The sequence below is a fragment of the Humiphilus diazotrophicus genome (assembly GCF_059726315.1).
The window spans coordinates 4,714,333-4,733,275 of sequence record NZ_AP040870.1 but is presented as its reverse complement, the minus strand read 5'-3'; the positions used below and the strand labels follow the sequence as shown (position 1 = coordinate 4,733,275).

The 18,943-nt window shown below is 50.2% G+C and carries 13 protein-coding genes and 1 tRNA gene; 4 read left to right on the top strand and 10 right to left on the bottom strand.

The genetic code is table 11. The annotated features are described in order from the left end of the window. The first annotated feature begins 447 nt into the window (after nucleotides 1-447). From AC6I7T_RS19895 to AC6I7T_RS19885, 3 genes are all read left to right on the top strand, one after another. Nucleotides 448-2,052, top strand: coding sequence for a S41 family peptidase (locus AC6I7T_RS19895; RefSeq protein ID WP_497789280.1), 1,605 nt, complete (start codon nucleotides 448-450; stop codon nucleotides 2,050-2,052). 257 nt (nucleotides 2,053-2,309) lie between these two features. Further along, a complete protein-coding gene (locus tag AC6I7T_RS19890) occupies nucleotides 2,310-2,756 on the top strand; it encodes a helix-turn-helix domain-containing protein (RefSeq protein ID WP_497794657.1) in 447 nt (148 codons plus the stop codon). After that, on the top strand, nucleotides 2,645-3,259 hold the full coding sequence (locus tag AC6I7T_RS19885) for an IS630 family transposase (RefSeq protein WP_497794570.1): 615 nt from the start codon (nucleotides 2,645-2,647) through the stop codon (nucleotides 3,257-3,259). Before AC6I7T_RS19890 ends, AC6I7T_RS19885 begins: the two co-directional genes overlap by 112 nt. Before the next feature lie 169 nt (nucleotides 3,260-3,428). Here AC6I7T_RS19885 and AC6I7T_RS19880 read toward each other — a convergent pair whose 3' ends face one another. From AC6I7T_RS19880 to pabB, 5 genes are all read right to left on the bottom strand, one after another. Next, nucleotides 3,429-6,668, bottom strand: a complete 3,240-nt coding sequence (locus AC6I7T_RS19880; protein ID WP_497789279.1) for a TonB-dependent receptor — start codon at nucleotides 6,666-6,668, stop codon at nucleotides 3,429-3,431. Nucleotides 6,669-7,362: 694 nt separating this feature from the next. After that, nucleotides 7,363-7,899: a superoxide dismutase family protein gene (locus AC6I7T_RS19875; protein ID WP_497789278.1), complete on the bottom strand. Its 537-nt coding sequence runs from the start codon at nucleotides 7,897-7,899 to the stop codon at nucleotides 7,363-7,365. A 343-nt stretch (nucleotides 7,900-8,242) separates the two neighbouring features. After that, a tRNA-Ala gene (locus AC6I7T_RS19870) sits at nucleotides 8,243-8,318 on the bottom strand. A 201-nt stretch (nucleotides 8,319-8,519) separates the two neighbouring features. After that, the gene (locus tag AC6I7T_RS19865; protein ID WP_497789277.1) at nucleotides 8,520-9,293 is read right to left on the bottom strand and encodes a manganese catalase family protein; all 774 of its coding nucleotides are present in this window, start codon (nucleotides 9,291-9,293) and stop codon (nucleotides 8,520-8,522) included. 170 nt (nucleotides 9,294-9,463) lie between these two features. Continuing rightward, nucleotides 9,464-11,323, bottom strand: coding sequence for an aminodeoxychorismate synthase component I (gene pabB / locus AC6I7T_RS19860; RefSeq protein ID WP_497789276.1), 1,860 nt, complete (start codon nucleotides 11,321-11,323; stop codon nucleotides 9,464-9,466). 182 nt (nucleotides 11,324-11,505) lie between these two features. On the opposite strand from pabB, the gene AC6I7T_RS19855 reads away from it, so the two are divergent. Beyond that, a complete protein-coding gene (locus AC6I7T_RS19855) occupies nucleotides 11,506-12,849 on the top strand; it encodes an MFS transporter (RefSeq protein WP_497789275.1) in 1,344 nt (447 codons plus the stop codon). Here AC6I7T_RS19855 and AC6I7T_RS19850 read toward each other — a convergent pair. The 5 genes from AC6I7T_RS19850 to AC6I7T_RS19830 all read right to left on the bottom strand — a co-directional run bounded on the left by AC6I7T_RS19850 (nucleotide 12,846) and on the right by AC6I7T_RS19830 (nucleotide 18,897). Continuing rightward, on the bottom strand, nucleotides 12,846-14,105 hold the full coding sequence (locus AC6I7T_RS19850) for an alanyl-tRNA editing protein (protein WP_497789274.1): 1,260 nt from the start codon (nucleotides 14,103-14,105) through the stop codon (nucleotides 12,846-12,848). The two genes, AC6I7T_RS19855 and AC6I7T_RS19850, sit on opposite strands and share 4 nt — an antisense overlap. Before the next feature lie 314 nt (nucleotides 14,106-14,419). Further along, a complete protein-coding gene (gene rho / locus AC6I7T_RS19845) occupies nucleotides 14,420-15,670 on the bottom strand; it encodes a transcription termination factor Rho (RefSeq protein ID WP_497789273.1) in 1,251 nt (416 codons plus the stop codon). Between the two features lie 114 nt (nucleotides 15,671-15,784). Next, nucleotides 15,785-16,003, bottom strand: coding sequence for a DNA-directed RNA polymerase subunit omega (locus AC6I7T_RS19840; protein WP_497789272.1), 219 nt, complete (start codon nucleotides 16,001-16,003; stop codon nucleotides 15,785-15,787). Nucleotides 16,004-16,564: 561 nt separating this feature from the next. Continuing rightward, nucleotides 16,565-16,786 (bottom strand): hypothetical protein, encoded by a 222-nt coding sequence (locus AC6I7T_RS19835; protein WP_497789271.1) that lies wholly within the window; start codon nucleotides 16,784-16,786, stop codon nucleotides 16,565-16,567. A gap of 551 nt (nucleotides 16,787-17,337) precedes the next feature. After that, nucleotides 17,338-18,897 (bottom strand): YifB family Mg chelatase-like AAA ATPase, encoded by a 1,560-nt coding sequence (locus tag AC6I7T_RS19830; RefSeq protein ID WP_497789270.1) that lies wholly within the window; start codon nucleotides 18,895-18,897, stop codon nucleotides 17,338-17,340. Nucleotides 18,898-18,943 lie beyond the last annotated feature (46 nt).

Sequence of the window (18,943 nt, the reverse complement as noted above, 5' to 3'; positions counted from 1 at the left end):
ACGGATCGGATCCTCCCACACAGATGATTCCATGGTGGGAAAACTGTTCTTGCCATTCTAGAGCATTTCCCTTGAAGGCGTATTTTGGGAGACTTTCCAGGATCCCATCCTGCCCCCATGCAGCCGAAAATATGGCCTACAGGTTCCTAATTAAAAGGAATCGGCGACCGCGTCTGGCCCCGAAGCAGCTAATACTTCCCCCCCCTCGCAGGGGCTCTTCCCGACCTTTCAGGCAGGGGTGAAGAGGTGGGAGGGATGCCCGCTTTGGGAATCTGGCAGAGAGAGCCCTCTTTCCGGCCCGTATCGGGTGGGTGGCATAGGATTTGAGCGGGAACAGGCAAGCGTCCCGAATGCTATACTCCGCTTGAGGATCGCTCCCCTGCTAACAAGTGACGGCGCAAAGCTGTCTTTGTAAGGAGTCACGCATCCGGAGGTTTTTTCACGACCATGTCGTCCCCTACGCGCCGCACTCTCTTTTCACTCATTATCTTCTTTACTGTTTGTGGTCTTGCCGGAACGGTACTACAAAAGCGTGTCGGGGCTCAGTCTGAGTCGGACGAGTCGCAGATGAGAGACAATCTGCGGGCATTTTCCAGTGTCTACAGCATTGTCGAGCAGAACTACGCAGACCCCATCACAGGGGACAAGGCTGAAAAAGTCATCTATGACGGGGCTATTCCCGCCATGCTCCGGGTTCTGGACCCACACTCCAACTTCTACGACCCCAAAGCCTACGCCAAGATGCGCGAAGATCAGCGCGGCAAATACTACGGCGTGGGAATGCTGATCCAGTCGCAAAACGGCAAAGTCACCGTGGTTATGCCTTTCGAAGGCACTCCTTCCTTTAAAGCCGGGATTCGCCCAGGCGACGTCATCGCTGCTGTCGATGGAAAACCGACGCAGAACATGGACTTGAATGACGTCACGGCCCTTCTGAAGGGACCCAAAGGAACCCACGTTCAGGTCACAATCGCCCGTGAAGGAAATGAGAAGCCTTTCGTCTTCGATCTGATTCGTGATGAGGTCAATCACAATTCCGTTGATTTGAAATATCAGATCAAACCCGGTGTCGGGTATATCCACCTGACCAACTTCCAGGAAACCACCGGACGCGAAATCTCGGATGCAGTCGACAGCTTTGGAGAGATGAAGGGGCTAGTCCTCGACCTTCGTAATAACCCAGGCGGATTGCTTAGCGAGGCCGTGGCTGTTTGCGACAAGATGCTCGGCAAAGGGCAGGTAATCGTCAGCCAGAGAGGACGCGCTTATCCTGAACAGATCTATCGCGCTACCCATGGAAATGGCGGACGCGTCTACCCGATTGTTGTACTGGTAAACCGTGGCACGGCCTCCGCAGCCGAGATCGTCTCGGGAGCGCTGCAGGATCATGACCGGGCTCTCATCGTCGGAGAAACCACCTTCGGCAAGGGCCTCGTCCAGACGGTCTACAACCTCTCCGAAAACACCGGATTGGCACTGACGACCTATCACTACTACACTCCGTCAGGACGCCTTATTCAGCGGAATTACGCAGGGGTCTCGCTCTACGACTACTACTTCAACCACAATCAGAAACAGCAGCCTGACAATACGAATCGCGAAGTGAAGCTGACAGACTCAGGCCGTACAGTTTATGGCGGTGGCGGTATTACTCCCGATGAGAAGATCGAGCCACCCCAGTCAAATCACTTCCAGGAAGTATTGGCTGAGCACTATGTCTTCGCTAACTTCACAAAGCACTACTTGTCGAATCGCAATGTAGATAAGAATTTCCAAGTTGACGACGCTGTTCTGACGGAGTTCAAGCGTTTTCTTGGAAGCCAGCAGATCACCTACACCGATCAGGACATGAATGGCGTGATGGATTGGCTCAAAACCAACATCAAGGCCAGCATCATCACAACCCAATTCGGACAGATCGAAGGTCTGAAGATCCTGGCAGACTGGGATCCGATGATTCAAAAAGCTCTGACTTATCTGCCGCAAGCCCAGGCATTGCAAGAGAATGCCAAGAAGGTCCTCGCAGAAAAGGCACAAGCCCGTCTGGATTAATTTCAAGCAAGTTGAACCTATAGAACCCGGGAGCAGATGCTCTCGGGTTTTCTAATTTAGGAAACCCTCCCAGAAAACGACCAACGCTGTTATGTAATTCGGAGCCGAAGCTTCTCACTCCGACTGCTTTGCTGTTACAGAATGCGGCAATAGCAAAGAGCAACTATCCCGAAGCATTTGATACTCGGCTAAATCTAGAGCATTTCCCTTTTAGGTGTACACTGATTTTAGGCGATACTCTGCGTAGCAAATATTTGATGGCGAAGGCATATTCCGATGACCTGCGGCGGAGGTTTTTGTCCGCTTATGAGCAGGATGAGGGAACGCTGGAGGAATTAGCCGAGCGTTTCATGGTCAGTGTGGACTATGGAAAGAAGCTGCGACGTCAGTTTCTTCGCACGGGTCAGATGGAGCGTGTAGAGCAGCAGCGCGGCATCCCACGCAAGCTATTCGATGGGCCACGAGAGCAGCTGCGTGCTTGGCTGAAGAAAGAGCCGGATTTGACGCTGGAGCAATTGCAAGACAAGTTGCGCACCGATTGCGGCGTAACAATCGGCCACTCCCAAGTAGCCCGTGCGCTGCAGCAGATGGGATTGAAGTTGAAAAAAAGTCACTCCACGCCAGCGAGCGAGATAGCGAAGAAAATCGTCGTCGACGAAAGGAATTCGTCGAACGTCTCGGTACGATCGCGCCAGAAAAGCTGATCTTCCTGGACGAAAGCGGTGTGACCACACGTATGACCCGTTTGTACGGACGTGCGCCAAGTGGGCAACGAATCCACGAGAGCACTCCGGAAGGCAATTGGCAGATCCTCACCATTCTGGGCGCCATGAGCACCCGCGGCATCCTTGCTGCCATGAGCATCGAAGCGGCTACGGATCGGGAAATATTCCTCGCCTTTCTCGACAAAGTCCTCTGCCCAGCCTTGCAAGCCGGCGATGTAGTGGTCATGGATAATCTCAGCTCGCATAAGGTCGATGGAGTCCGTCAGCGCATTGAGGCATGCCAGGCCGAGTTGCTTTACCTGCCGCCCTACTCCCCCGACTTGAATCCCATTGAAAAAGCTTGGGCCAAGCTCAAGCAGATCCTTCGTCAACTCAAGGCTCGAACCACCGATGCTCTGGATCAGGCGATCTCTCAAGCCCTTGGCGAAATCTCACCGGCCAACGCTCAGGCATGGTTTCGTCTTTGTTTTCACGGTGTATAGCTGAAGGGGAAATGCTCTAAGTAGAACTCGGCCGCATTACAGTTTCGATCTGCCTTCATTACGGAAAGAGCCCTGCTCCATTCCCCCATTTGCGTAAAATCCTTGGGCTATAACGACAAAAGGGTATGGCTTCGCAGCCATACCCTTTTGTTCTTTTGGGTTTAGTTGGTTAGAAAAAGAGTTTGCTCGAGACCTGCAGCTGACGAGGCCCATAAAGCGTGCTGCTCGTCGCAGTCGTTAACCCGAACTGAGAGACTCCGCCGACCTTATACGGAGCGATGCAGGAGTTCGTATGCCCCGTGCAGCTCTCGGTATATTGGAAGGCGTTTGTGTTGACTGACAGCCTGTTCTGCTGATTAAAGAGATTGAAGGCCTCAGCAAGAAACTGCATCTTGAATCTCTCGTTGATTTTGATATCACGCGAAAGACGGGCATCGATATTACGAAGCCCCGGGCCCGGGAAGGCGTTGCGACCAACTTGGGGAGCCCGCGCAGGTGTTGCACTGTTAAACAGGCTTACCGCACCACCTGTAACACCGCCATCGCCTACAGTCGAAGAGATCGTCGTACCGCCATCCAGCTTAATGGAACGGACCGAGCTGTTGATCTGCGGATAACCGAACATGTTTGCGGTTACTGGCAGACCAGTCTGCTCGGTTGCAGTTCCGGAGAGGCTCCAGCCGTTAGCAAGAACCCGCAACGACCGGGATGAAATTGATGTAAATTCCGGTGCGTAAACAATAGTTCCAACGAACCGGTTTCTCATATCCATGTCAGAACGAGCATACTCGGGCTTACGATTGAAGGGATCGAGAGGAGAGTTAGTACCGTTGAACGTACCATTCACACCAGAGACCTGACTGCCATCGATTGCCTTTGCCCAGGTGTAATTCAAGAGAAGCTGGAGACCGTGATCGAAAGGCTTCTTGATACTAACCGCCATCGAGTGATACCAGGAGTTAACGTCGCTAAAGCCAACCAACAAGCTTCTGACATTTGTATCTCTGCGAGCGGTATAGAAGGGTACAGTAACCGTCTTGAGCGTATTTCCTGAAGCATCGAGTACATCGTAGGACTTCGTATGTGTAGCCGACTGCAGGTTGGTATCGATAAACATCGGCAACCTCATGCCCCGCGTTCCCACATAGCCAATCGAAAGGCTCATTTTGCCCGGCAACTGCTGTTCGATCGCAAGGTCCATTGAGTGCGTGTAGGGATTCTTGAAATCCGGACTCATACCTCTAAAGGAAAGAGGCGCAAGATTATTGGCTGAAGTTGTATTAATAGCTTGAGAAGTCGCAGCACCGGCAAACGGAGCGGCTAAAGCTGGCCCAGGAGGAGTAAACAGAACATTCGGTGCTGTCACAGCATAACTGTCGGTTGGAAGAACCGTGTATTGCTGTTGATAGACACCATTCTCGACCCGCATTGTGTAATATGTGCTATTTGAAGTTAGGCCGACAAATATACCGTACCCGCCATGGACAACGGTTCCGTTATGGGGTTGCCAGGAAAAGCCCACGCGCGGCTGAAACTGGTAATAGCTGATATTGATCTTATTCGTATAGTAATTACCCAGACTGCTGGGAAGAACATTTCCTATTGCAGGATATGGACGAGAAGGTTGCGGAACAAGCTGCACGTCGTAACGCAAGCCTCCGCTTACCAAAAAGTCCGGAGTGATTTTCCATCGATCTTCTACGAATGCAGCCAGATCTTTATTACAGAAATCATCGATTCCTTTATGCGTGATTGGATCGTTTACCTGAACAAAGTTGGAGTAGTGTTTCCCTCCATTCAGTCCATAAACATCCTGAACCCACGCACCAAACCGCAAAGCCAGCGAGTCTTGGCCGGCAGGAGCATTCGATGCATAGGAATAGTTGCCATTTCCTTGAAAGAGGTTGGAGATGTACTCATGAATAAAGTTGAGATCGACTCCGGCCTTAATGGAATGCCGGCCATGAGTGGTTGAGTAGATATCGGCAATCTGCCAACGATGTTCGTCAGGGAAAGAACCACGCGGAAGAGCCGTTGTTTCGCCGTATCCGGCAAGCCCTGAAATACTAACGTTCGGACCAGGTCCATTGCTCTCGGCAGTCTCCAGATCGCGAGACCATTGAAATCTGAGTTCATTCACCGAACGGGCCGAAAGGACGGAACTCCAGGAGGCAACACCAATCCGCTCGTGAAAATTGGCTGTGCCGTTTGAGGTGACTGAACTGCTGCTTATATTTGTAGTATTTGAGGTGTTGTACCCGTTGGGTTCATTGAAGTTTTGCCAGTTAAAGCTCGCGCTGACATGGTTCTTCGAATTGAGCTGATAGTCGAGCTTTGGGAAAAAGATATCCTGCTTGATAGTTCTGGAATAAGCACCGGGAAGGCTATTCAAAAACTTCTTTGCTGCGGTGCACTGGCTGTCAGAGACTCCCGTGGGACATGTGTAGCCATTGATCACTGAAGCAGTTACATTGTTCGGATAGAGATAAAGGATAGGATTGACTTTCCGGAAACCATCATAGGTCAGGAAATAAAAGAGCCTATCCTGCTTAATTGGCCCGCCTACACTTCCGCCAAACTGATGCTGCTGATGAACAGGCTGCGTCCGGATATTGCTGCTTGTCTTTCCGTAGGGATCAAGGGCATTGAGATCGGGATAGCGCAAATAGTAGAAGAGATCACCATGGATGTTGTTGGTACCGGATTTCGTAATGGCATTGATCTGCCCGCCTGCAGCTTGACCGAATTCAGCGCTATAGCCGGAGGTCGCTGATTGGAACTCCTGGATGGAATCCTGGCTATACACATAAGGTGCTCCAATGGAGCGGCCGCGAGCCTCAGAGAAGAATGCCTGATTATTATTGGCACCATCGACAAGGTTGCTGTTGTAAAGACCAGAAATACCACGATAAGAAATAAGTCCAGTATTGCCATCCGGAACTACATTCGGAGTCAACAACACAAAGTTGTCATAACGGCGGCCATTTACAGGCAGATTGCCGATAAGATTCTGGCCAAGTTCCTGGGAGGCTTCTACTTTTTCCGTATCGATAACCGGAGTTGCGAGAGTAACAAGAACGGAGGATTGAACTGATTGGAGAGGAAGTTCTATATCGATTCCGAGTGTTTGACCGACCAATAAGGTCAGATTCGTTCGGTCAAAGGTGGCGAATCCGGAAGCTGTCGCAGTAATTTCGTAATGTCCCGGCTTGAGAAACTGTGCCGCATAAGTGCCTGCCTCGGTGGTGGTCACTATACGTTCGATTTGAGTATCCGTGTTGAGAATCTTTAGTGTGACATTTGGAATAGCCGCATGGCTCGCATCGGTTACCGTTCCACTGATCGTTCCGGAACCTGCAGTTTGGGCCATGGTTCCAATCGCAGAACCAAGCAGCAAAAGCAGCCACAAACAGATCTTTCTACAAGACGGTAAAAACTCAGAATCTCTCATTCTTTTTAGGGCTCTCCTGAATCGAAAATAGACAACTCCCACGCCAAATGCATTGCTTTAGCTGGGGTATTGTTTTCTTGCAACGAGTACTGAATTATTAACGGTGAGTGAGGGGAACTCACCACAAACTTCACGAGCTACAACACCTGAAGTCTGGAACAACTTTGCAATATCTTTACTGAACGATATGGCCGCTACATCAATACCTGCGTACAGCAAGTTTTTGAAAAAGCGCGGAACAATTGCGTCTCTTTATTCAAGACCACAACAGGAACGGAATACTAAAAGAATACGAGAAGATCTGAGAATTTGCTCTCATTTCTTCTCATCTACCTAAACAGTAGCGTCTTTACATGTTTCTGCAAGGTTAAAATCTTTACCAATCCAGATTTTCTGAGGAAAACAAGTACATATAACCATCCTTCGCCGGCTCTTCGCGACAGCATATCCGTCGAAATCTTTCGAAGATTCATACACATTGACGGAAATGAATGGGCATTCGTTTGGAGACAGTTCCCTTACAACCTCATGGTTTCGCCAGGAATCATGACTGTGGAACGAGAACCATCCGAACAAAGATGCAGCTGTGCTTCTCCCCAAATACGAAGAGCCGCTATGATCAGCGGCTCTTCTATATAGAGGATTTGCTCATTTACTTTGCTGCAGGAATCACACCGCATGCAATGCGCGCCCCCGCATTTCCGACAGGGTCTGTTGTGAAATCGTCGGGTTGCGCGTGAATCACAATGGAAGCACCATTTGAGGTAAGCGAAGAGGAACCGCCGGGATCGAGCGTTACACTCTTTACCGTCACGCTCTCATGATTGGTTCCGTCTGCTCCAACCTTCAAGTTAATCGGGATATCTCCTGCATGGGCACCCTCTGGATTCTTCGTCCCGTGCTGCTTATGCTCAGGATTCAGATGCGAACCTGCCGTTTTAAAATCAGGAGCTTCGCATTGCGGATGCTCGTGGATGTGTATGCCATGTTCACCGGGGGGAAGGTTCTTTAAATCCAACTTAATTCGTACACCTTTCCCGGACTGAGTAAGAGTTGCAGTCCCCGCGTCCTTTCCGTCGCTGGTCTTGAAATCAACGGTTACTGGGGCAGACGACTTTGCCAAGGCTCCCACTGGAACCAGGACAACGCCAACACCCAGAAGGACGGTTAAAAGCATGCTGCTCTTCATGTACTCCTCCGAATTGAAGGCAAACAGCGCCTTCGACAACTGTGTTGAATTTGGAAAACCGGGTACAAGACTAGACTCCCAAGATAGCACTCCGGACGCCCAAGCCTCTCTCAGCTCAGGATGAACTCTCGTTCAGATATTGAAGACTACGCTCCAAACGCGTGTCCGGGGGCTGAGTCGTATCGTAATTACGATTCCTGGCGATGTGGGTATTTGCAACAAGTCACTTTGGGCTGCCTCAAGGCGGGAAACAAGATGCAGAATCCTCCAACGGCAGACAAGGTTCTCGGCTAAGGTAATCACCAAGATGCCATGGTGAAAAGGGATTATCGGGAGGGAAACTTGGTGGAGCTAATCGGGATCGAACCGATGACCTCCTCGTTGCGAACGAGGCGCTCTCCCAACTGAGCTATAGCCCCACAACCAGAGGGAGACAACTTGTTGATTTTACCAGTGTCTCGGAAATTCGCAAAGCTGTCAGGCACAACTCAGCAGCCAAATCGCTTCAGAGATGAAAAATCCCAGAATTTAGCCCGCGCAAAACCGCGATAGCCTCCCCGTAACCCGTCAGAGCCGCGATTCAGCGCGGCTCTGATCGGTATTTAAGGGAGTCCGAAGGACTAAGCCGACTTCTTCTCGTGCAATATGGTTCGGCCTTTCGGCCCGGAATCACTCAATCCGGAATCGTCTCCGTGGAAGCTAAATGGGGCGTTCACTACCTTTAGGCCATCTTGGCCTATCCAGGAACCGACGCCATCGATGCCCTGTTCGCCGGAGCCGGTCGAGTCGTTATAGTACTCGTCAACAACACCTTCCGTCGGCGGCAGTAGACCAATGGAAAAGGGATTTTTGCCCAAGCTGTCCAGTGCCGCACTAAAAGCTTTCATGTGAGTGATCTCTCTGGTCATCAGGAACTGCAGGGCATCTTTTGAACCGGGATCATCGGTCAAATGGATTAAGCGCTCATAAGTTATTTTGGCGCGTGCTTCGGCAGCTATATTGTTGCGGAGATCGACATCTAGTTCGCCGGATATCTTCAGATAATCTGCTGTCCATGGATTCCCGACGGAGTTATAAAGATTCAGACCACCGCCACCTGTGATTGCAACTAGAGGATTCTCTTCCGCTTGAGCTAAAGCTTTTTTCATAGGCTTCAGGTGCATACGAATCAGAGCTCCCACGATTTCCAGGTGACTAAGCTCCTCCGTGCCGATATCCATTAGCAGATCTTTTCGTTCAGGATCTTCACAGGAATAGCCTTGTACGGTGTACTGCATTGCTGCCGCAAGTTCGCCATTCGCTCCACCAAATTGTTCCAGCAGCATTTTGCCGAAACGAACGTCAGGGGTCCCAACGTTCACGTTGTACATTAATTTCTTCACGTGATGATACATAATCTCTCCTAAACTCATTTCTAAAGGAAGCCAGAACTATCCCACCCCAAGACATAGGTGAACTTTCCCAACGGAAAGCCTCTCACTTCCTTGTTTTGTCGGAGATATCTACTTTGATTTTTGCTCTGGCTCTCTTACATCTAACCAGTGGGATGTCATCGCTTGCCCAATCAGATGACTGCTTCAAAATTAATCTCTGCCTTGCGCAGCCCTCGGACCGAGTTACATAGATAAATGGCGCGTGCGGAATGGAGATCTCCAATCCGCAAAACTCTCTCTTCCACATCGAGACGAGTATCAAGAAGATATTGCCGATATACGCCGGGAAGAAGTCCGCAAGTAATAGGAGGAGTAAACAACCTTCCATCAAGATCTACCAGAATATTGGTGATGGTGCCTTCCGTGACTTGATCGTATTCGTTGAGAAATAACACTTCGTCAAATCCGCTGCTCAAAGCTCGGGACCGCCATGCATCATACAGGGAACGGCAAGTGGTCTTATGCTGAAAAAAAGGATCTGTAGAAGCAACCCGCTCCGGAGCAATCGCCACCCGAAAAGATTTGTCGTCTTGCTCAATCGACATAGACGAGAGCTGTATCTGCCCTGACTTGTCTAAAAGTAACCGGACGCGATATCTTTTTCCCGCTTCAAAGCAGGATGCGTATCGGGATAGTTCCTCGGTAATCTTCGACTCATCATAAGAAAAAGCAAAATACTCGCTCGATTCACAAAGCCGCCGCAAGTGATAGGCGATCCGCTGGTAGGAACCCTCCCATAGCATGGTTTCTATCAGCTGAAACGAAGGCCGAGCTTTGCTAAAGAACGATGCTTTTAACAAGCACTCCTGGTACTCCTGCTTTGCATCCGAATCGTAGACAATCCCGCCGCCAACCCCCATCTCTCCCTCACTTCCAGAAAGAGCGATAGTACGGATTGCAACATTAAAGATAGCTTCGGAATGCGGAGAGAAGAACCCGATAGAGCCTGTGTAGATGCCTCGTGGTTCCGCCTCAAGCTCACGAATGATCTCCATTGTGCGCACCTTTGGAGCACCTGTAATGGACCCGCAAGGGAAGAGACTACGGAAGATGTCTTCATAAGCAATTCCAGGACGCAGCTTACCGGAAATCCCGGATGTCATCTGAAAAAGTGTGTCGTACCGTTCGACGGTAAAAAGATCTTCTACCTTTACGCTACCGAATTCGCATATTCGGCCAAGATCATTACGAAGCAGATCAACAATCATCAAATTCTCGGCACAATTCTTCACGTCCCGATGCAACCAATCGGAGGCAATCCGATCCTCCACGAGATTGCGTCCACGCGCTACGGTTCCTTTCATTGGACGAGCCCATATATCACTACCACGTAGACGAAAGAACAACTCAGGAGAGAAAGAAAGAATCTGCAAATCCTGAAGATTCAAAAAAGCTGCATACGATACATCTTGACGAGCCAGCAGATCACGATAGAGACCGATCGAAGATCCTGAAAAACCAAATCTAATCTTGTCAGTGAAATTTACCTGATAGGTATCTCCGGAACGAATCCATTCTTTAATTGCTTCGATATGTTCTGTATAGGTCTCCGGTTGAATCTGCAAGCGTACATCTTTGAGCAAGTATGGGCTCTCATCTTGATTGGCCGCGTCTTCAGGAGGGATACGATCTTCTTCGAATCTGCCTGTCAAATGATCGAAGATATATGCCTGCGGATAAACATTGAAGCAGGCAAAAGGAAAGCGACTCTCGCGACAATAACCGGTACCGTGATGAGCAAAAAAGATTCCGGAATCATAGCTAAGGTATCCGGCTACATAATTCCCTTCAGAGACAGCCTCCTGAATCTCGGCAAATAACTGTGGCAACTCTTCCAGCTTGCGAACCACGAGTTGCCGAGAGGGATTCAGGAAAAGAAAACTGCGTGAATTCTCCTCGCTGACTCTGGATGTTTGAAGCAGGATGGCTCCTGCAGTACGCAGAGTTGCGAGATATTTCTCTGGAAAGGGTACCGATCTCAACACGGACATAAGCAAATGGGCTTTAGCTTCTCTCTTTCAGCCCTAGAAAGTTTTTCGCACAAATGTAAACCAGAGCACAAAACCACTGGCAGCTTACCGTCGAATCGAGGACCTCGGGCAAGTCCGGTGTTGCATTGCTGCTCTATGGAAAGGCTACCAGCTTTCGGGTCTCACCATGTTTTTGAACATCCATGCCCGTAGACACGGATTCTGCCATCGGCACCAAAACCGCAAAGGACAGGACAAAAGGACTCGGCAATCACCATCCCTCGTCTCAGGGAAAAAGTGCTGACTTAAAATTAACTAGAGTACCCACGAAGGAGAGGCCAGTCATTACCTCGACGCAGCAACAACGCGCACTCACACCTCGCATTCTCACAACGACGCTCTTTGGCTTTATCTGCTATCTCGGTATCGGTCTTCAGCTTGCGGTGTTGCCTCTATTTGTCCATCTCCAGTTGAACTTCGGACCGGTTCTGGCTGGAATTGCAATCAGTACACAGTATGTTGCTACTCTCTTGAGCCGCCCACAGGCAGGTCGAATGGGAGATTCGGCAGGGCCAAAAACCACAGTGCTCTATGGATTGTTTTCTGGAGGCATCAGCGGAATTCTCCTACTCTGCTCGGCATTATCGGTCCGGACTCCCCTCCTCAGCCTATCTCTGCTTTTGACTGGAAGACTCATTCTTGGCTTTGGAGAAAGCTGGACGGCTACCGGTGCAACAACCTGGGGAATGGGCAGAGTTGGAATCGAAAACACCGCTCAAGTGATCTCCTGGGCTGGCATTGCTTCCAATGGAGGTCTTGCCATCGGGGCTCCCCTCGGCGTCTGGATGGAGAAGCAGTTTGGTCTCTCCTCCATTGCACTCTTGGTAAGTGGATTAAGCTTCGCTGGCTTTTTGTTTGCGCTCAGTGTCCCAAGAGTCACACCTGCCGAAGGAAGACGGCTGCCTTTCGCTTCCGTGCTGAAAAAAGTATTTCCCTACGGCTTCAGCTTAGCTCTAGGAACCGTAGGATTTGGAACAATCGCTTCTTTCATTACGCTTTATTATGCGAACCGGCATTGGCCCAATGCGGCACTCTCGCTGACACTCTTCGGCATGGCCTTCGTTGCTGCGCGCCTGTTTCTCTCGAATACGATCCATCACTGGGGCGGATTTCCAATCGCAATCCTCTCCCTGAGTCTTGAATGCGTGGGCCTGATTTGCCTGTGGCTTGCACCTTTGCACTCGGTTGCCATGATGGCAACTGCCATTACAGGATTTGGATTCTCCCTGGTCTTCCCTTCTCTGGGAGTAGAAGCGATCCGCTCCGTATCCCTAAGCAACAGCGGAGCGGCACTCGGAATCTATACTGCTTTTCTGGATCTTTCACTCGGCGTCGTTGGGCCGCTGGCTGGCTGGGTTGCAAGCTTCTTCGGATTCGCTGCCATTTATTTTGGAGCCGCACTCTCGGTTCTCACCGGAATGCTCTTAACACTATGGCTATGGAAACAGCGAAAGAGAAGCAGGCAACGAGCGAGGAGTCAGCTTTAGCTAGAAGCTGTTTTTATAACTTGCTTCTCCACCTCATTGAAGAACTCTTCAAGCCTGGCTCTCGGAACTTGTCCCTGAGCCATATCCCGGGAACCACCACCACGAAGCCCCAATTTCAGCAATTCACCTTTAAGAATCTCTCCACAAGAAAATTCCGTTCCCGAACCAGCCGCAAGGACGACGGAAGCCGGATCCTGCGCAGTAGACGAGAGCAAAACCACCAGCTTAGGGTCGCTGGCTGCAGCTTTGGACGCAAGCACTTTAATGAATGCGGCATCTTCACCGACCAAGATCTGACGAATCAAACGCAGTTCTCCAAGAGGAGCAGCATCCTTTGCCAAAGCAATTGCCTGATAGCCGGCAAGAGCTTCTTTCAGCTTCTGACGCTCTTTCCCGACAGCTTTTGCATCTGTGATCAAACGCTCGACTGCCTCGGGGACCTCTTTGCGCCCGAGAGTTAATGCCGATGCCGTACGCCCAAGCAACAGATGCTCTTTCCGCGCTTCGGCAACAGCTCTCAAGCCGCAGACAAATTCCACGCGTATCCCTTGGCGTACTTTTTCCATTCCGCGAAGAAGTAATCCGCCAATCTGCCCAGTCGCTTGCACATGAGTCCCGCCACAGGCATTGAGGTCGTACTCCTCAATTTCGATTAAGCGAATCGAGCCCTCGCGAGGCGGCAATTTACGCAGCTTCCCCTTTACTAAAAGCTTTTCCGCCTCTTCCCTGGAGACAGTAAGCACACGCACAGGACGATTTTCGGCAATGATCTCATTGGCAATTCTCTCGACATGTTCCAGTGAGCTGTTCGCTATGTTTGCCGTATCGAGATCAATAGTGGAGGTCTCTTCTCCAAGATGAAAAGAGACAGTATGAGCATTGAACCCACGAGCAAAGACCGCCGAAAGAAGATGTTGGCCGGAGTGCTGCTGCATGTGGTCTCGCCGACGTCCCCAGTCAATGACACCCTCTACATCCGAGCCTACGGGAATAGGCTTCTGGGTCATGTGCCAGATTTGGGTCTCATTCTCTTCCACTTCCAGCACCGGAATCTCCAACACGGCGCCACCCCGAGATGAGGAGCGAAGTACACCGGTATCAAAGGGTTGACCGCCGCTGGTCGGATAAAAAGCCGTCCGGTCGAGGGATATCTGCCAAATCGACTGACCTTCCATCCGCGATAGCTCCCGGACGTCGGTCACATGGGCATGGAAATTCTGCAATGCGGAATCGTGATAATAAAGCCGTTCAGTCATTCTGATTCATTGTAGAACTTGAACGACAAAGCAGAGAAAGGCTCAGCGCAAAGACTGCCAAAACCCTTGCGATTTCGATTTTTCAGCCTCTGCAGAAGCGGGTATCGGCTCACTCCAAAGGTCTTACGAAAAACGCGGCAGAAACATGTACCGGGAACAAAGCTTTGAACCTCTTTTGCCCCACCTTATGCTGGCAGACGGAAAGATAGGTTACCGGCCATGCCGGAACCTATTCAGGTTGAACAGAAGACGAAGTACCTAAAAGAAAATGCCCGGGATCAGCCGGGCATTTTCCTCTACAGCTCTATCTGAAACTACAGTTGATTCATATTCTGAAGGAACTCAGCGTTGTTTCTTGCCTTCTCCAGACGGCTAACCAATAACTCCATAGCCTCAACCGGGGAAAGAGGATTCAACACCTTACGGAGCACCCAAATACGATTCAGGTCTTCCTTCGGAATCAACAACTCTTCCTTACGGGTACCGGAGCGCTGAATGTCGATGGCCGGGAATACGCGCTTATCGACAAGCTTGCGGTCCAGAATGACTTCCATATTGCCGGTACCTTTGAACTCTTCGAAGATAACTTCGTCCATACGCGAACCGGTATCGACAAGTGCCGTCGCAATAATCGTCAAGGAACCGCCCTCTTCGATATTGCGGGCTGCACCGAAAAACCGCTTCGGGCGTTGCAAAGCATTCGAATCGACACCGCCTGACAGAACCTTTCCAGAGGGAGGAACGATGGTGTTATAGGCACGTGCCAGACGAGTAATCGAGTCAAGCAGAATGACTACGTCACGCTTGTGCTCAACCAGACGCTTTGCTTTTTCGATGACCATTTCAGCCACCTGTACGTGGCGGGCCGCAGGTTCATCGAAGGTGGAACTGATAACTTCGCCCTTTACCGAACGCTGCATATCCGTAACTTCTTCCGGACGTTCATCGATCAGCAGAACAATCAAGGCTATCTCAGGGTGATTGGAAGTAATGGAATTGGCAATCGACTGCAACAACATCGTTTTGCCGGTACGTGGAGGCGCAACAATTAAACCGCGCTGCCCCTTGCCCACAGGTGTTAGGAGATCCATCACACGGCCGCTGATTGCATCGCGAACCGTCTCCATCTTGATGCGCTCTTGCGGATAGAGCGGCGTCAGATTATCAAAGAGGATCTTATTGCGGGTCTCTTCCGGAGACTCGAAGTTAATAGCCTCGATCTTAACGAGAGCAAAATACTTCTCGCCTTCGTGCGGTGGGCGGACATTGCCACTGATGGTATCGCCAGTCTTCAGATCGAATTTGCGGATCTGGGAAGGCGAGACATAAATGTCATCAGGGCCAGGCAGGTAGTTGTAATCTGGCGAACGAAGAAAGCCATAACCGTCAGGCAGAATTTCTAGGACGCCTTCGGCAAAGATGTGACCTTCTTTTTCGCTCTGAGCCTGCAGGATCTTGAAGATAAGATCTTGCTTGCGAAGCCCGCTGGCGCCTGGGATTTCCAGACTGCGGGCGATGCGGCTCAGCTCCGTGATGTTCTTTTCTTTTAACTCTGAGATGGTCATTGTCACCTACGGTGGGTAGTTCTGGCGGGTATTCCAGGAAGGAGCTGAAATTGGATCCAGCAGATAACTAAATAATATAAAGGGTTAAAGGGGTAAATCAGGAAGGAGTCGCGCTTAAGCTGCGCGACTTTCCTGTGCGGATGAGTTGTCTGAGGTCTTGCTTCCCGGAGCTACCGGGCTGGAGTAACGAAAACGTACCAATACGTCGTTTGTAGTATCTTGCAGGCGAGTATTGGGCTTATGCAGCTTTCTGGTTGCCTTAGAAGCAAGCTGGCAAAGCTGGTAACGATTCGCCACGTGGGCAAGAGCCCCAAAAATTAAATCAGATCGCATCTTTTTCTCCTGTATGCTTGTCCGCTTTTTACTCAGCGGTATCTGGGCACAAAGGCCACTCTGAGGACTCACAGTCCGTTTGTTTCCACATCATTAGACGCAGCCACGCTGCGTTTGATGTACTTTTTCTTCTTTTCAGTGTTCCTTACTGCATTTCTATGCAGTGCAGGCAAACAAAAGTCTGCCACTACGTCTTTTCGGTCCCGCAAACACCGAACGTTTGCAATCACCTGCCGACGAATGTCTTTCCACCTGAGGCCCCTATTGATGGAAGGGATTTGAAACGACACCACGACTTGCCGAAGCAACGTAGACCGGCTCTATCGGCCGTTTGTTTGATGGCCATGTTGAAGTTAAACTGCTTCCTCCATGGGGTCAATAGTTTTTTATAGAGTCCTTGTGAAAAACTCCAAAAAACAGTAACCCTGGCCGCGTATCTCTCTTTCCTATATTTTGGGGGATGTAAGCTCCCTTTCCTCTTCATGGGATGCACTGTTTCCCGCAATTGGTCGCACAATTTCCCTCCGTAAAATGGAAGAAAATCAGTATTTTTGCCGAAATCTAGGCAGGATTTTTTCCCCTTTTGGGCTGTAATGGCGTCCCATCGGGCTCCAAAAAGATTGGCATCCCGTCGTCATCCAAGCCTCCCGCCAAGGAATGATGATCCTCCTTCTTTGGACGACTCACCAAAGAGTCCAATTTGAACATCGTTGCAGCCAAACCAACGCCAAAAATTACGCAAAGAAAGACGAGAAACGGAGTTCCTATCGCTGTTTCAGCCATATAGGCACCTCAAGCCACATCAAAATTGGCGTCACCTTGTATTCCCTGTTCCACTCTTCATCCTCTGCCCGACATAAGCTTAATGGAATCTGTGGCTTAAAGAACACCATCACAGCTACAAGTACATCGGAAACGCCTGTGACACCCTGCTTCAGTGAGATTATCGGCATAGATGAGAAGACTCTTAGACTTGATTTTCATTACTAGAGTCATCTCCGGCAGGTACCCAAACGAATTGACTGACGAAAAGAAGTGCCAAACGTTTTTCTACCTGAACAACTACGGCCCCAATATTCCGGCATTTCCGAAATGTTGCCGATTTTGATTCGCAGGGTATTTCCCGCATAGGTATCGGCGGGCGAGCAGTAGTAAAATGCGGCTTTCTTTAGCGGAAGAAAGTGTTAAAGCACTTCTCGCACAGAGGTAAATCGGAGCTCAGCATTCTTTTTGCTTTCGGCTAAGCTGAAGTCCCGGCAAATCCGTTTTGGTTTACCGGGATGGAAGAAGCTCACTTGTCACGCTTGCTGAGTGTATGTCTATGCGAGATACGCTTAATTCCAATAAGTCCGATCCAAGGTTCGGTATTGAATAGCTTCTGCAATATGCGGAACCTGAATATCCGGTACACCAGCTAAATCCGCAATCGTGCGGGCTACTTTCAAAATTCTGTCGTGCGCGCGAGCGCTTAATCCTTGCTGTTGCATTGCCCGTTCCAGCATTCTTTCGGCATCATCACCCAATTCGCAATAAGCACGAATCTGTCGGGTTCCCATCTGCGCATTGCAAAAAATACGTTCGCCCGCTGACGCAAATCTCTGTCTCTGTTTTTCTCTTGCAGCCAGGACTCTCTCACGAATCTCCGCAGAACCTTCGCTCGCGGCTCCGGAACGCAACTCTTTGTACTTCACCGCAGGCACTTCTATGTGAATATCGATGCGATCTAGCAGAGGACCGGAAACTTTCGAGATATATCTCTGAATCATCGGCGGAGTACATAAACATTCGCGCGACTTATCGTTGAAATAACCACAGGGGCAAGGATTCATTGCCGCCGCCAACATAAATCTTCCCGGAAAACTTAGTGACATTGCCGCACGAGCAATAGTTACCATTCCATCTTCCAGGGGCTGTCGCATTACTTCGAGAACATTGCGCGGAAACTCCGGTAGCTCATCGAGGAACAATACACCGTTATGAGCTAAAGAGACCTCTCCCGGACGAGGCACGGCCCCGCCGCCAATCAAACCTGCGTCCGAAATAGTGTGATGAGGTGAACGGAAAGGCCTTTGTGTAACCAGACCCGCCGAAGCATCGAGGACACCAGCAACGGAGTGAATCTTGGTCGTTTCTAGCGCTTCATCGAAGGTTAACGGCGTGAGGATCGAGGGCAGACGCTTCGCCAGCATCGTCTTCCCCGAGCCTGGAGGTCCGATCATCAAAATATTGTGGCTACCCGCAGCTGCAATCTCTAGTGCTCGCTTTGCGGTCTGCTGCCCGCGTACATCTTTGAAGTCGTATTGAAAGTGGTGCAATTCTCCAAGAATGCTTTCCGTAGAAACACGATAGGGCTGAACCTGAATGCCACCATTCGCAGCTGAATTCAGCAGTAGACGAACTTCCTCCAGTGAAGCTACCGGGTATACATTTACGCCATCGACAACAGCGGCTTCCGGAGCGTTTGCTGCAGGCAAAATCAAATTAGGAATTCCCCGCTCTTTCGCAGCCAATGCAATGGACAAGACTCCTGGAACTGTCCGCACACTACCATCCAGGCCGAGTTCTCCCACCAGCAAAAACTGGCTTAAGTCACGTAGTTCAAGTGCTCCATATGCGCCCAGGATTCCTACTGCTATCGGAAGATCGAACCCAGAACCCTCTTTCTTCATATCGGCAGGAGCAAGATTGATAGTGATCTGGGTCGGAGGGATTGAAAAACCAGTATTCTTGATTGCAGCACGCACTCGATCCCGACTTTCACGCACTGCCGCATTCGGCAACCCTACTGTATGAAAGTGTTCCTCTGCTGTCTGAATCCCCGAAAAGTCCACTTCAACGTCAATAATGCTGGCGTCGATACCATATACAGCTGCACTAAGAGCCTTGAATAACATGATGGTTTCTGTGTGCCGAGTGTAGCATTCCAGACTCACAGCCACC

Coding starts and splice junctions, on each gene's coding strand:
- AC6I7T_RS19835 (WP_497789271.1), bottom strand. CDS start 16,786: ATGGCTGAAACAGCGATAGGAACTCCGTTTCTCGTCTTTCTTTGCGTA.
- AC6I7T_RS19875 (WP_497789278.1), bottom strand. CDS start 7,899: ATGAAGAGCAGCATGCTTTTAACCGTCCTTCTGGGTGTTGGCGTTGTC.
- AC6I7T_RS19855 (WP_497789275.1), top strand. CDS start 11,506: ATGCCCGTAGACACGGATTCTGCCATCGGCACCAAAACCGCAAAGGAC.
- AC6I7T_RS19830 (WP_497789270.1), bottom strand. CDS start 18,897: ATGTTATTCAAGGCTCTTAGTGCAGCTGTATATGGTATCGACGCCAGC.
- pabB (WP_497789276.1), bottom strand. CDS start 11,323: ATGTCCGTGTTGAGATCGGTACCCTTTCCAGAGAAATATCTCGCAACT.
- AC6I7T_RS19850 (WP_497789274.1), bottom strand. CDS start 14,105: ATGACTGAACGGCTTTATTATCACGATTCCGCATTGCAGAATTTCCAT.
- AC6I7T_RS19890 (WP_497794657.1), top strand. CDS start 2,310: ATGGCGAAGGCATATTCCGATGACCTGCGGCGGAGGTTTTTGTCCGCT.
- AC6I7T_RS19865 (WP_497789277.1), bottom strand. CDS start 9,293: ATGTATCATCACGTGAAGAAATTAATGTACAACGTGAACGTTGGGACC.
- AC6I7T_RS19895 (WP_497789280.1), top strand. CDS start 448: ATGTCGTCCCCTACGCGCCGCACTCTCTTTTCACTCATTATCTTCTTT.
- rho (WP_497789273.1), bottom strand. CDS start 15,670: ATGACCATCTCAGAGTTAAAAGAAAAGAACATCACGGAGCTGAGCCGC.
- AC6I7T_RS19840 (WP_497789272.1), bottom strand. CDS start 16,003: ATGCGATCTGATTTAATTTTTGGGGCTCTTGCCCACGTGGCGAATCGT.